We start from the raw sequence: 13,394 nt of genomic DNA on the forward strand, positions 1-13,394 counted from the left end.
CTTGACGTTGCAAGTCGGGTAAAGGTTTAATTGAAAATTTCTTCATTTCTAGATGTCCGGGATAAACGGAGAGAATATGGGATATTTCAGGCGCTTGCGGGAGGATGTTCAGGTGGTGTTCGAGCGTGATCCCGCCGCCAGGAATTTCATGGAGGTGGTGCTGACCTATCCTGGCGTCCATGCCCTGCTGCTGCATCGGCTGGCGCATTCGCTCTGGGTGCGCGGCTTTGCCAGCCCGGCCCGGGTCATTGCGGCTTTTTCGCGTTTCCTGACGGGCATCGAGATCCATCCGGGCGCCAGCATCGGCCAGCGGTTCTTCATTGATCACGGCATGGGGGTGGTCATTGGGGAAACGGCCGAGATTGGTGACGATTGCACGCTTTATCACGGCGTTACCCTGGGCGGTACCAGCTGGAAGAAAGGCAAGCGCCACCCCACCCTGGGAAACAATGTCATTGTTGGGGCGGGTGCCAAGATTCTGGGGCCCATCAGACTGGGCGACTGTAGCCGGATTGGCTCCAACGCGGTGGTGGTCAAGGAGGTGCCGGCCAATGCCACGGTGGTGGGTATCCCGGGGCGGGTGGTCAAGCAGGAGGGAAGTGCGCGCCGGTTCGCCTTCGAAGCCTATGCCGCTACCGAGCAGATGCCCGACCCGATCGCGCGGGCCATCGAGTGCATGCTCGACCACATGCATCGTCAGGATGAGCACATCGAAAAGCTGCAGCAGATGATTGCTGAGCAGCAGGGCCGGCGAGGTCTGCTCAGGGAAGAGATGGAACCCGTCAGCTGTGATCTGAATGGCGCCGGGCCGGGAGAGAAAAGTCGGGGAACTAATACTTGACTGAAATAGTCGGATAAGATAGTTTCCGTAGCACACAGGATGGTGAAACCACTTGAAGCTGACCACGAAAGGCCGCTATGCAGTCACTGCCATGCTCGACTTGGCGCTGTTTCAGGACCAGGGTGCCGTAACTCTGGCTGACATCGCCAAGCGCCAGCAGATTTCGCTGGCCTATCTTGAACAGCTCTTCGGTCGCTTGCGGCGCAAGGGCCTGGTGGAGAGCGTGCGGGGTCCTGGTGGCGGCTATCATCTGGCGCAGCCTGAATATGCGATTCGGGTTTCCGACATCATCGCCGCTGTCAACGAGCCGATTTCGACCACCATTTGCGGTGGGGAGGCGGCCAATCGCTGCAAGGGTGAAAATGTCGCCTGCCTGACGCACGACCTCTGGGAGGCGCTGGGCACAGAGATTCAGCAGTTTCTCAATGGGGTGACACTCGCCGCGCTTGTGGCGCAGCACCATGAGAAACAGTTCGGACAGGAGCACGGCAGCCCCTTGCGCGACCATCGGATGGCGCGTGAGAAGACGGTGGTTGCCGTTGCCGGCGCGGACAAGCATGTATCTGGATCATAACGCCACCACGCCCGTCGATCCGCAGGTCCTGGAGGCGATGCTGCCCCACCTGCAGGGTTGTTGCGGCAATCCTTCCAGCGTGCACAAAGCCGGCCGGATCGCGCGCGCTGCGGTGGATGAGGCGCGGGAGCAGGTGGCGAGTCTGGTCGGGGTGCAGGCCAGTCAGGTGGTATTTACCGCCAGCGGCACCGAGGCCAACAACATGGCCCTGAAAGGCGTCGCTGCGCTCAAGGGGCGGGATGCAGCACTGCTGGTCAGCGCCATTGAGCATCCTTCGGTGGCTCAGGTGGCAAGTGCACTGGCGCGCCAGGGCTGGCCAGTGCAGCGGGTCGCCCCGGATGTCCATGGACTGGTTCAGGCGGAAGCAGTGGCTGAGGCCATGCCAGCCGCTTGCGGACTGGTTTCGGTCATGCTGGCCAACAATGAAACCGGCGCGATACAGGATGTCGCTGCCATTGCCCGGATCGCCAGGGCGCGCGGAGCACTGGTGCATACGGATGCGGTACAGGCCCTTGGCAAGATGCCGGTCGACTTTGGCGCGCTGGGCGTGCACATGATGAGCCTGTCCGCGCACAAGATATACGGTCCCAAGGGTGTCGGTGCCCTGGTGCTCGACAAGCGTACCGCGCTGGAGCCTCTGCTGCACGGAGGCGGGCATGAGCGCAGGCGTCGGGCCGGCACTGAAAACGTGGCCGCCATCGTGGGATTTGGCAAGGCTGCGGTGCTGGCGCAGGAACGCCTGGATGCAGACATGGCGCAACAGTCAGCCCTGCGTGATCGTCTCATCCAGGCCGCCAGGGCCGCCGTACCGGACATGGTGGTGTTTGCCGAGGACGCGCCGCGCCTGTGCAATACGGTTGCCCTGGGGGTTCCGGGTATCGAGGGGGAAACCCTCCTGATGAGCCTGGATCTAATGGATATCATGGTTTCAAGCGGTTCGGCCTGCTCCAGTGGCAGCCTGGATCCGAGTCCCGCGCTGCTGGCGATGGGCGTGCCGGTGGATGTGGCGCGCAGCGCCATCCGCGTCAGTCTGGGACGCGATACTTCGGTGGCGGATATAGACCGTTTCGTTTCGGTTCTTCGACAGCAGGTGGAACGCTTGCGCAATCTCTCCCGAATCGCCGGCTGAACCGCGATTTGGATAATCAGGCTTGAGGCCTGTCAGGTTTGGATGTGGCAAGGAGGGCAGCATGAGCACAGTTGAAACAAGTCTGGCAAAACAGGTGCAGGAGCGCGAGGCCGCGGTCCGGCAGCCAGTCGCTACAAATGCGGAACACACCCCGATCTATCTGGACTATCAGTCCACCACGCCGGTCGATCCGCGTGTCGTGGAGAAGATGCTGCCCTATCTGACCCAGCAGTTCGGCAACCCGGCCAGCCGTTCCCACAGCCTGGGCTGGACCGCCGAGAAGGCCGTCGAGCATGCCCGCGAGCAGGTTGCCAAGGCCATCGGCGCCGATCCCAAGGAGATCGTCTGGACCTCCGGGGCAACCGAGGCGACCAATCTGGCCCTCAAGGGTGCTGCGCATTTCTACAAGGGCAAGGGCAAGCACCTGATCACCCTGAAGACCGAGCACAAGGCCACCCTGGATACCTGTCGCCAGCTGGAACGCGAGGGCTTCGAGGTCACCTACCTGCCGGTACAGGAAAATGGGCTGGTGGATCTTGATGCATTCCAGGCGGCCCTGCGCCCTGACACCATCATTGCGTCGGTGCTGTACGTCAACAACGAAATCGGCGTGATTCAACCCATGGCCGAAATCGGCCGGATACTGCGCGAGCGCGGCATTCTCTTTCATGTCGATGCCGCGCAGGCAGTCGGCAAGGTGCCGGTGGACGTCAATGCCATCAACGCCGATCTGATGTCGCTATCCGCTCACAAGGCCTACGGCCCCAAGGGCATCGGTGCCCTGTATGTGCGCCGCAAGCCGCGGGTGCGCATCGAGGCGCAGATGCACGGCGGTGGCCACGAACGCGGCATGCGGTCCGGCACCCTGCCGACGCACCAGATCGTGGGCATGGGCGAGGCCTTCGAGATCGCCGTGCGCGAGATGGAAGGCGAAAATGCCCGCATCCGGCGTCTGCGCGACAAGCTGCTCAATGGCCTGCGCGAGCGCATCGAGGAAGTCTATGTCAACGGCGACCTCGAACAGCGGGTACCGCAGAATCTCAACATCAGTTTCAACTTCGTTGAGGGCGAGTCTCTGATCATGGCGCTCAAGGATCTTGCCGTGTCCAGCGGCTCGGCCTGTACCTCCGCCAGTCTCGAACCCTCCTATGTACTGCGGGCCTTGGGCCGCAGTGACGAACTGGCGCACAGCTCCATCCGCTTCGGACTGGGTCGTTTCACGACCGAAGCTGAAATCGATTACACCATCGAACTCGTCGCCTCCAAGGTGGACAAGCTGCGCGAGTTGTCGCCACTCTGGGAGATGTATCAGGAAGGCATTGATCTGGAAAGCGTGCAGTGGGTTGCGCACTGATCCGGCAAATCTGACAAGGAAAGGAGTACATCATGGCTTATAGTGACAAGGTTGTTGACCATTACGAAAATCCCCGCAATGTCGGTAGCTTCGACAAGGGCGATCCTTCCGTGGGCACCGGCATGGTCGGCGCGCCGGCCTGCGGCGATGTCATGAAGCTGCAGCTGAAGATCGGCGACAACGGCCTGATCGAGGATGCCCGCTTCAAGACCTACGGCTGTGGTTCGGCCATTGCCTCCAGCTCGCTGGTGACCGAGTGGGTCAAGGGCAAGACCCTGGATCAGGCAATGGCGATCAAGAATACCCAGATCGCCGAGGAACTGGCCCTGCCGCCGGTCAAGATTCACTGCTCGATCCTGGCGGAAGACGCGATCAAGGCCGCCATTGCCGATTACAAGGAAAAACATGGGGTGCCGGAGGCGAAGGCCGCTTCCTGACGGTATTCTGGGGCCTGGGTGGCTGGTACAGGTCATGCCGCCAGCCTGGGCCGTCCTGATCGAGGAGAAATGATATGTCAGTAGCAGGCGTCGATCTGACCGAAAGGGCTGCCCGACACGTCCAGCGATCACTGCAGAAGCGGGGCAAGGGCGAGGGGCTGCGTCTGGGTGTGCGCACCAGCGGATGTTCCGGCATGGCCTACGTCATGGAATTCGTGGACGAGCCCAAGCCCGAGGATCAGGTATTTGAAAATCATGGCGTCAAGATTTTCGTCGACCCCAAAAGCCTGATCTATCTGTCGGGTACGGAGCTGGATTTCGTCCGGGAGGGCCTGAACGAGGGGTTCAAGTTCAACAATCCCAATGTCAAGGACGAGTGTGGCTGCGGCGAGAGCTTCAATGTCTGAAACCGGTGCTCCAGCATGCTGGCGCTGTCAGGCAGATCTGAAACCTGCAGGGCAGCCAGTGCTGTTCTGCCCGGCCTGCAACGCCCTGCAGCCATCACCCCAGCTCGATCATTTCGAGCTGTTTGGACTGGCCCCGGCCTATGAACTGGATCTCGATGCCCTGGAGGACAGCTACCGCGCCGTGAGCCGGCTGGTGCATCCGGACCGCTTTGCCACGGCAGAAGCGCGGGAGAAACGCTTCTCGCTAGAATGGAGTACCCGTCTGAACGAAGCCTATGCCACCCTGCGTGATCCTTTGAAACGTGCGGAATATCTCCTGAACCTCAGTGGCGTACCAAGCCAGGACGAATCCCGCACCGTCATGGATCCCGCCTTCCTGGGCGAGCAGATGGAGTTTCGCGAACGCCTGGAAGAGGCGCGGGACAGCAACGATCCTCTGGCTGCCCTGGATGCCTTGCGCCGGGATATCCGTAGCGCCACCACCGAACGCATGGACGGCCTGCGTACCGATCTGGGGGGCGAAACGCCCAGCAATACCGCTTCCGCCGCCATCCTGATCCAGGAACTCAAGTTTTTCAGGAAGCTGCTTGAAGAGGCGGATCGTCTCGAAGAGCAGTTCGACTGAAGACCTTTCCTTTCCGTCGTCCTCCACCATCCGGGAAAAATCATGGCTTTACTGCAGATCAGTGAACCGGGACTGAGCACCGCGCCACACGAGCATCGATTAGCCGTTGGCATTGATCTTGGTACCACCAACTCTCTGGTGGCCACCCTGCGTTCCGGCGTGCCCGAGACCCTGCCCGATGCGCTAGGTCGGCATCTCTTGCCCTCTGTCGTGCGCTACCTGCCGGATGGCCGGGTCGAGGTCGGGCAGGATGCCCTGGCCGCTGCCGCCAGCGATCCACACAACACCATTGCCTCGGTCAAGCGCCTGATGGGCCGTGGCATTGCCGATGTGGGCACGCTTGCCAACCAGTTGCCCTATGATCTGGTCATGCCGGAAGGTGGGGGCATGGTGCGCATCCGCACCATCGCCGGCCCCCGTAGCCCGGTGGAGATCTCGGCCGAAATCCTCCGGGCACTGCGCCAGCGTGCCGAGGAGAGCCTGGGCGGGGAGCTTGCCGGCGCCGTGATCACGGTCCCTGCCTACTTCGATGATTCCCAGCGCCAGGCGACCAAGGATGCTGCCAAACTGGCGGGTCTGAATGTGCTGCGATTGCTCAATGAGCCCACCGCAGCGGCAGTGGCCTATGGGCTGGACAAGGGTTCCCAGGGCGTCTTCGCTATCTATGACCTTGGCGGCGGCACTTTCGATATCTCCATCCTGCGCCTGAAGGCGGGCGTTTTCGAGGTGCTCGCGACGGCGGGGGATTCGGCGCTGGGCGGTGACGATATGGATCATCGCATTGCCGAATGGATACTGGAGCAGGCCGGCAGCCGCAGCGAGGACCCGCAGTGGCTGCGTCGGGTGCTGATGGCCGCCCGCGAAGCGAAGGAAAATCTCACAGAGCAGGCCGAGGCCGAAATCCGGCTGGATCTCCCCAATGGGCAGGCCTGGACCGGGGTGCTCACGCGCGCGCAATTCGATGATCTCATCGAACCGCTCATTCAGCGCACCCTGGCGCCCTGCCGGCGCGCCCTGCGCGATGCCGGACTCGATCGAAGCGAAATCCAGGGCGTTGTCATGGTCGGTGGCAGCACGCGAGTCCCCAGGGTGCGCAAGGCTGCCCGCGAATTCTTTGGCACCGAGCCTCTGGTGGATATCGATCCGGACAAGGTGGTGGCCATCGGTGCCGCCATTCAGGCGGACGTGCTGGCGGGCAACAAGCGCGATGACGAATTGCTGTTGCTGGATGTCACGCCGCTTTCCCTGGGACTGGAGACCATGGGTGGGCTGGTGGAAAAGATCATCCCGCGCAATACGCCCATTCCCGTGGCGCGTGCCCAGGAGTTCACCACCTACAAGGATGGCCAGAGCGCCATGAGCATTCACGTGGTGCAGGGCGAGCGCGAACTGGTGCAGGATTGCCGTTCCCTGGCGCGATTCGAACTGCATGGCATCCCGCCCATGGTGGCGGGCGCCGCGCGCATCCGGGTCACCTTCCAGGTGGATGCCGATGGCCTGCTGTCCGTCACCGCGCGCGAGCTGAGCACCGGCGTGGAGAGCCAGATCACGGTCAAACCCTCCTATGGCCTGGGTGACACCGAAATCGAGCAGATGCTGCGCGACTCCCTGGAGCACTCCCAGGAAGACGTCGCGGCGCGCACCCTGCGCGAGGCCCAGGTCGAGGCCCAGCGTTCGCTGGAGGCCCTGGCTGCGGCCATTGCCGAGGACCGGCATCTTCTGAGTAGCGGAGAACTGGCCGAGATCGAGCTGGCCGTCCGTGAGTTGCAAGCGGCCGCCGCCGGGAATGAGCTCGAGGTCCTGCGCCAGCGCATGAAGGCCCTGGAGGAGCAGACCCAGACCTTTGCCCAGCGGCGCATGGACGCGGGTATTCGCGAGGCCATGACTGGCAAGAAGATCGAGCATTTTGAATGACGGGATACCAATGACTAAAATCACCTTTCTGCCCCATGCCGAAATCTGCCCCGAAGGCGCCGAGGTCGAGGCCGAGCCGGGCGAAACCATCATCGAGGCGGCCATGCGCAATGGCATCGTGATCGAGCACGCCTGCGAGATGAGCTGCGCCTGTACCACCTGCCATGTCGTCCTGCGCCAGGGGTTCGATTCCCTGGAGCCGGCGGAGGAGACCGAGGAAGACCTGCTCGACAAGGCCTGGGGTCTGGAGCCGACTTCACGTTTGAGCTGTCAGGCCGTGGTCGAGGATCAGGATCTGGTGGTGGAGATTCCCAAGTACACCATCAATCTCGAAAAGGAACGGCATTAGAACCTGGAGAAACTGGCATGAAATGGACCGATACTCGCGAGATCGCGATTGCCCTCGACGAGGCCCATCCCGACGCAGACCCGCAGTACGTGCGTTTTACCGATCTGCATCGCTGGATCACCGAACTGGAAGGCTTCGATGATGATCCCGCCCGCTCCACGGAGGGTATTCTCGAAGCCATTCAGATGACCTGGCTTGACGAGCGTGAGTGAAGCCCAATCAGGGGCTCTGGAAGGAAACATGGCGGGTGAACGGGTTCTGGTGGCCATGTCCGGCGGGGTGGATTCCTCGGTGGCGGCCGCCATCCTGCAGCAGCAGGGCTATGAAGTCATTGGCGCGACCATGCGCCTCTGGCGGGGCCAGGGTGGCGAAGAAAGTAGCTGCTGTGGTCTGGATGATGTTTCCGACGCCCGGCGGGTGGCGGATCGGCTCGGCATTCCGTTTTACGTCCTGAACTACGAAGAAAGCTTTCGCCAGACGGTCATCCAGAATTTCCTCGATGATTATCAGGCCGGACGCACGCCCAATCCCTGTGCCCGCTGCAACCAGTTCATGAAGTTCGAGCGCCTGATCCAGCATGCAAAGGCACTTGGCGCGAGCTATCTCGCCACCGGCCACTATGCCCGACTGCAGCGCGATGAAGACGGCCGGGCACATCTGTTTCGCGGACGCGACTCCGCCAAGGACCAGTCATACTTTCTTTTCGCCACCCCTCCCGAGCAACTCGACATGCTGCTTTTCCCGGTGGGGGGCATGGACAAGCCCCAAGTGCGCGCCCTGGCGGCGGATATTGGCCTGCGAGTGGCCAACAAGCCCGAGAGCCAGGATATCTGTTTCGTGCCCAGTGGTGACTACGGCAAGTTCCTGCGCCAGGAACTGGGCGAGGGCTTCGCCCGTCCGGGCGAGATCGTCAACGAGGCCGGAGAGGTGCTCGGCCAACACCGGGGCGTGCCCTTCTATACCGTGGGCCAGCGCAAGGGGCTTGGTGTTACCTCCGAGCGCCCACTCTACGTCAAGGCTATCCTGCCGGCCGAGAATCGGGTGGTGGTGGGTGGCGAGACCGCCATTTATCAGCAGGAGGCCCGCCTGGACAACATGAACTGGTTTGCCGGGGCTGAGCCGGCCGAGGGGGAGTTTCAGGTCAAGCTGCGCTATCGCAGCCAGCCCGCCAGGGCCCGCTTTCTTCCAGAGGATCAGGGTACGGGTCGGCTGGTCTTCGAATCCCCGCAACGGGCGATCACGCCCGGCCAGGGCGCGGCATTCTACCGCGATGATGAGCTACTGGGTGGCGGCTGGATCGTCTGAGTGCGCGACTGGCGTCATTGCCCTAAGCAGGCGCAAATGATAGCCTTAGGCCAAATTTTTCTGGAATCATCCCTTATCATATTGGTCCAAAAAGGATAACCATGGCTACTGAACGCACTCTTTCCATCATCAAGCCCGACGCCGTTGCCAAGAATGCCATCGGTGCCATCCTGCAGCGCTTTGAAAATGCCGGCCTGCGCATCGTGGCGGCGAAAATGATGCACCTGAGCCCGGCTCAGGCGGGTGGTTTCTATGCCGTGCACAAGGAGCGTCCCTTTTATGGCGAACTGTGTGCGTTCATGAGCAGTGGCCCGGTGCTGATCAGTGTCCTTGAAGGCGACAATGCCATCGCCAGGAACCGGGAGCTGATGGGCGCCACCGATCCCAGGAAGGCCGAAGCCGGCACCATCCGCGCCGACTTCGCCGAGAGCATCGATGCCAATGCGGTGCATGGCTCGGATGCCGCCGAAACGGCGGCCTGGGAAATCTCCTACTTCTTCAGCCAACTGGAAATTGCCGGTCGCGAATAAGCCCGGCAGTACCAAAGTCGACGGGTCCATGTCCTCCCTGAAGCCGGATTCGCAATATCCCATCAACCTGCTCGAACTCGATCGGGCAGGTCTGGAAGCGCTTTTCATTAGTTGGGGCGAGCCACGCTTTCGCGCCACCCAGTTGCTGCAGTGGGTGCATCAGCGCGATGTGCGGGATTTCGCGCAGATGAGCAATCTGGCCAAGACGCTCAGGGCCCGCTTGGCGGCGGAAACCTGCATCGAGGAGCCGCGCGAACTGCTGTGCCAGGACTCCCTGGACGGCACGCAAAAGTGGCTCTTGCAGCTTGATGATGGCAACTGCATCGAAACCGTCTATATTCCGGAAGCCGAGCGGGGCACGCTGTGCATTTCGTCCCAGGTCGGCTGCCCGATCGACTGCGATTTCTGTGCCACCGCCGAGCAGGGCTTCAGCCGCAATCTGACGGTTGCCGAGATCATCAGTCAGGTCCGGGTGGCGCGACGCGCGCTCGGGCCCGACGCCATCACCAATGTCGTGCTCATGGGCATGGGCGAACCGCTGCTGAATCTCAAAAGCGTGGTTCCCGCCTGCAATCTCATGACCGATGACCTGGCCTATGCCTTCGCTCCGCGCCGGGTGACCCTGAGTACCTCCGGCGTCGTGCCGGCCATGGATAAATTCGGGCAGCAAAGTGCCGTGAGTCTCGCGATCAGCCTGCATGCCACCCGCGATGATATCCGCGACCGGCTGGTACCGCTTAACCGCAAGTATCCCCTGGCCGAGCTGATGGCCGCCTGCCGCCGCTATCCGCTGGGTTCGCGGCGACGCATCACCTTCGAGTACATCATGCTCGACGGGGTCAATGATGATCCGGTCTATGCCCGGGAACTGGCGCGCATGGTCCGGGACATCCCCTGTAAGGTCAACCTGATCCCATTCAATCCCTATGCCGGGGCACGTTACCAGCGCTCACCGCAGGCGCGTATCGATGCCTTCCGGGACGAGCTCAATGCCCGCGGCATCGTCACCATCACAAGGCGCCCGCGCGGCGAGGATATCGATGCCGCCTGCGGGCAACTGGCCGGGCGGGTGCAGGACCGCACGGGCCGCAAGACCATTCCCATCCAGGCGGGTTGATGAAAGCTGCCTTCTGGCTTGCCGCATTGCTGCTTCTGGCTGGTTGCGCCACATCCGGCAATGAAAATGCCAGTTCGCCAGAGAAGCGCGCGCAGATCTACACAGCGCTTGGCGTGGCCTATCTGCAGCAGGGCCAGACGCGAGCGGCGGTTCAGGAATTCAACAAGGCCATCGAGATCGATTCCCGCTCGGCCGATGCCCATAGCGCGCTGGGGCTTGCCTATCAACAGTTGAACCAGCCGGAGCTTGCGGCCAAGGCCTTCCGCGAGGCACTCGACATCAGTCCGCATGCCCCCGGCATCCTCAACAATTATGGCGCTTTCCTGTTATCTCAGGGCAAGTACGGCGAGGCCGAAAAGGCACTCAGGCAGGCCTTGGCCGACCCGCTCTATCCCACGCCGCAGTTTGCCTATCTGAATCTTGCCAAGGTCCATGCGGCGCGCGGTGACCAGCAGCAGGCGCGCGCCGAGCTGAACCGCGCCCTGGAAATCCAGCCCAATTTTGCCCCCGCTTTGCTGCAACTGGCAATTCTGGACTATGCTGAAGGCAATCTGCCCGCTGCTGAAAGTGAAGTGGAACTGGCCCTGGCGCAGATGCCGAAGGATCTGGACGCGCGATTGCTTGCGGGCCAGGTGGCCAGGGATCGCAAGCGTTACGGGGAAGCCAGACGTCATTTTCAGCAAGTCATCGACCAGGCACCATTCTCGCCTCAGGGTCGCAGAGCGCAGAGCCTACTTCTCCAGTTACCATGAGACGGGATCAAAGCGGCATGCCAGATTTTGATGATCAGCCGGAAAAAAGACCAGGATCCGCCACCCCTGGTACCTCCTTGCGTGACCGGCGCATGGAGCGCGGCCTGAGCTTGAATGATGTGGCCAAACGCCTGCACCTGACTTCTGACCAGGTCCAGGCCCTGGAGCAGGACCAGTATGAACGCCTGCCCGGGGCCGTCTTCGTCCGCGGTTTCATCCGTAAATACGCGCGTCTGCTGGATCTGGATGGCGAGGAACTCGTTGCCCGGCTTGGCTGGCATGGCAGTGCCGCGGAAGCAGGTCCTTCAAAACGCGTCATCCCCAATGCCGAAGGTCCGCTGATGGAGCACAACTGGCGCACCGTGCTATGGACCCTGATGGCGGTATGCGTTCTGATCGGCATCGTCATCCTCGTCTACAAGCAGACTGAGACAGGCCTGGATACGCTGGCGCTCGATATTGGCGGCAATGACGAGATCAGGGCGAACAGTCCTGCTGCCTCGTCACCCGCCGGCCCGGTGCAGTTGCCGGCCAACAGTTCGGTACCCACCGCCCGGACGGGCAGTCCCGCGATGCCACTTGCCGTGGCGCCGACTTTCTCGTTCGATGAAACCCCGGCAGCCTCCGCCACGCTCCAGCTAGAGCTGACAGACGAGGTCTGGGTTGATGTCAAGGATGCAAGCAACAAGACCCTGTTCAAGAAGCTGGCCAAGGCTGGTGAGCAGGCGAAGGTTGAGGGGCAACCACCCTTCCGGGTCGTCCTGGGCAATGCTGCCGCGGCCCAGGTCTGGTATAACGGAAATGCCTTTGCTGTGCCTGGCGGTCGCCAGGGGCAGGTAGTACGCTTTAGCGTGGATGATGCCTCCCTGGCGCAACAGAAGGCTGACGCCGAGGCCCAGGCCAAGAAACACCGATGAGACCCTGAGTCGATTCAGACAAGCCCATTTCAGAGAGATGTCTTCCCATGCATAACCAGAGCCCGATCCAGCGTCGCAAGACCCGCCAGATTCAAGTCGGTAAGGTGGCCATCGGTGGTGACGCACCGATCAGTGTACAGAGCATGACCAACACCGAGACCCGTGACGTTGCGGCGACCGTGGAGCAGATCCGCCGCCTGGAGAAGGTGGGCGCGGACATCGTCCGGGTATCGGTACCGAGCATGGAAGCCGCCGAGGCATTTGCCGCCATTCGCCGGCAGGTCGAGGTGCCGCTGGTGGCGGACATCCACTTCGATTACCGCATCGCCCTGCAGGTACTGGCCAACGGCGTCGATGGCCTGCGCATCAATCCCGGCAATATCGGTCGCAAGGACTACGTGCGCGCCGTGGTCAGTGCCGCCAAGGATCGCGGCGTGCCGATCCGCATCGGCGTCAATGCCGGATCGCTGGAAAAGGATCTGCAGGAAAAATATGGCGAGCCGACGCCCGAGGCCCTGGTGGAATCCGCCCTGCGGCATGTCGCCATTCTCGACGAGCTCGATTTCCATGACGTGAAGATAAGCGTCAAGGCCTCGGATGTCTTCCTGGCGGTCGGGGCCTATCGCCTGCTGGCCGAGAAGGTCGATTACCCGCTGCATCTGGGGATCACCGAGGCTGGCGGCCTGCGCTCGGGCACGGTCAAGTCCGCCATCGGCCTTGGACTCTTGCTGGTGGATGGCATCGGCGACACCATCCGCGTGTCGCTCGCCGCCGATCCGGTCGAGGAGATCAAGGTCGGCTTCGATCTCCTCAAGAGCCTGCATCTGCGCCAGAAGGGTATCAACCTGATCGCCTGTCCGTCCTGCTCCCGCCAGGAGTTCGACGTCATCAAGACCGTCAATGCCCTGGAGGCAAGGCTGGAGGACATCCTCGAACCGCTGGATGTCTCGGTGATCGGGTGCGTGGTCAATGGCCCCGGCGAGGCCCTGGTTTCAGACATCGGCCTGACCGGTGGCGACAAGCGCAGCATGATCTACATGCGCGGCAAGCTGGCCGGCCGGGTCGAGAACATGGATATCGTCGATACGCTTGAACGGGAAATCCGGGCCCGCATCGCGGCCCGCAAGACAGAACAGTAATCTC

16 protein-coding genes are annotated in these 13,394 nt (G+C 62.0%); all 16 read left to right on the forward strand.

What is annotated here, in order from left to right:
• The first annotated feature begins 76 nt into the window (after window positions 1–76).
• The 16 genes from cysE (at window position 77) to ispG (ending at window position 13,390) form a co-directional block, all read left to right on the forward strand.
• Window positions 77–841, forward strand: coding sequence for a serine O-acetyltransferase (gene cysE / locus WOB96_RS13010; protein ID WP_341371726.1), 765 nt, complete (start codon window positions 77–79; stop codon window positions 839–841).
• Between the two features lie 52 nt (window positions 842–893).
• Window positions 894–1,415 carry an Rrf2 family transcriptional regulator gene (locus tag WOB96_RS13015; RefSeq protein ID WP_341371727.1) on the forward strand — a complete coding sequence of 174 codons (522 nt, stop codon included), beginning with the start codon at window positions 894–896 and terminating at the stop codon, window positions 1,413–1,415.
• On the forward strand, window positions 1,399–2,544 hold the full coding sequence (locus WOB96_RS13020; protein WP_341371728.1) for a cysteine desulfurase family protein: 1,146 nt from the start codon (window positions 1,399–1,401) through the stop codon (window positions 2,542–2,544). The genes WOB96_RS13015 and WOB96_RS13020 overlap by 17 nt, the downstream gene beginning before the upstream one ends.
• Window positions 2,545–2,605: 61 nt before the next feature.
• Window positions 2,606–3,898, forward strand: coding sequence for an IscS subfamily cysteine desulfurase (locus WOB96_RS13025; RefSeq protein ID WP_341371729.1), 1,293 nt, complete (start codon window positions 2,606–2,608; stop codon window positions 3,896–3,898).
• Window positions 3,899–3,930: 32 nt separating this feature from the next.
• The gene (iscU, locus tag WOB96_RS13030; RefSeq protein ID WP_341371730.1) at window positions 3,931–4,335 is read left to right on the forward strand and encodes a Fe-S cluster assembly scaffold IscU; all 405 of its coding nucleotides are present in this window, start codon (window positions 3,931–3,933) and stop codon (window positions 4,333–4,335) included.
• A gap of 74 nt (window positions 4,336–4,409) precedes the next feature.
• Window positions 4,410–4,742, forward strand: coding sequence for an iron-sulfur cluster assembly protein IscA (gene iscA / locus WOB96_RS13035; protein ID WP_341371731.1), 333 nt, complete (start codon window positions 4,410–4,412; stop codon window positions 4,740–4,742).
• Window positions 4,735–5,367, forward strand: a complete 633-nt coding sequence (hscB, locus tag WOB96_RS13040) for a Fe-S protein assembly co-chaperone HscB (protein WP_341371732.1) — start codon at window positions 4,735–4,737, stop codon at window positions 5,365–5,367. The genes iscA and hscB overlap by 8 nt, the downstream gene beginning before the upstream one ends.
• 42 nt (window positions 5,368–5,409) lie before the next feature.
• Window positions 5,410–7,281, forward strand: a complete 1,872-nt coding sequence (hscA, locus tag WOB96_RS13045; RefSeq protein ID WP_341371733.1) for a Fe-S protein assembly chaperone HscA — start codon at window positions 5,410–5,412, stop codon at window positions 7,279–7,281.
• A gap of 10 nt (window positions 7,282–7,291) precedes the next feature.
• A complete protein-coding gene (fdx, locus tag WOB96_RS13050) occupies window positions 7,292–7,630 on the forward strand; it encodes an ISC system 2Fe-2S type ferredoxin (protein WP_341371734.1) in 339 nt (112 codons plus the stop codon).
• Window positions 7,631–7,647: 17 nt separating this feature from the next.
• Window positions 7,648–7,842: a Fe-S cluster assembly protein IscX gene (gene iscX / locus WOB96_RS13055; protein ID WP_341371735.1), complete on the forward strand. Its 195-nt coding sequence runs from the start codon at window positions 7,648–7,650 to the stop codon at window positions 7,840–7,842.
• Window positions 7,843–7,870: 28 nt separating this feature from the next.
• Window positions 7,871–8,935: a tRNA 2-thiouridine(34) synthase MnmA gene (gene mnmA / locus WOB96_RS13060; RefSeq protein ID WP_341371736.1), complete on the forward strand. Its 1,065-nt coding sequence runs from the start codon at window positions 7,871–7,873 to the stop codon at window positions 8,933–8,935.
• A gap of 101 nt (window positions 8,936–9,036) precedes the next feature.
• Window positions 9,037–9,465, forward strand: a complete 429-nt coding sequence (ndk, locus tag WOB96_RS13065; protein WP_341371737.1) for a nucleoside-diphosphate kinase — start codon at window positions 9,037–9,039, stop codon at window positions 9,463–9,465.
• A 28-nt stretch (window positions 9,466–9,493) separates the two neighbouring features.
• Window positions 9,494–10,582, forward strand: a complete 1,089-nt coding sequence (rlmN, locus tag WOB96_RS13070) for a dual-specificity RNA methyltransferase RlmN (protein ID WP_341371738.1) — start codon at window positions 9,494–9,496, stop codon at window positions 10,580–10,582.
• Window positions 10,582–11,334 carry a type IV pilus biogenesis/stability protein PilW gene (gene pilW, locus WOB96_RS13075; protein WP_341371739.1) on the forward strand — a complete coding sequence of 251 codons (753 nt, stop codon included), beginning with the start codon at window positions 10,582–10,584 and terminating at the stop codon, window positions 11,332–11,334. The genes rlmN and pilW overlap by 1 nt, the downstream gene beginning before the upstream one ends.
• Before the next feature lie 17 nt (window positions 11,335–11,351).
• The gene (locus tag WOB96_RS13080) at window positions 11,352–12,251 is read left to right on the forward strand and encodes a helix-turn-helix domain-containing protein (protein WP_341371740.1); all 900 of its coding nucleotides are present in this window, start codon (window positions 11,352–11,354) and stop codon (window positions 12,249–12,251) included.
• A 47-nt stretch (window positions 12,252–12,298) separates the two neighbouring features.
• Window positions 12,299–13,390, forward strand: a complete 1,092-nt coding sequence (gene ispG, locus WOB96_RS13085) for a flavodoxin-dependent (E)-4-hydroxy-3-methylbut-2-enyl-diphosphate synthase (protein WP_341371741.1) — start codon at window positions 12,299–12,301, stop codon at window positions 13,388–13,390.
• Window positions 13,391–13,394: the final 4 nt, after the last annotated feature.

The sequence above is a fragment of the Thermithiobacillus plumbiphilus genome (assembly GCF_038070005.1).
Lineage (GTDB): Bacteria > Pseudomonadota > Gammaproteobacteria > Acidithiobacillales > Thermithiobacillaceae > JBBPCO01.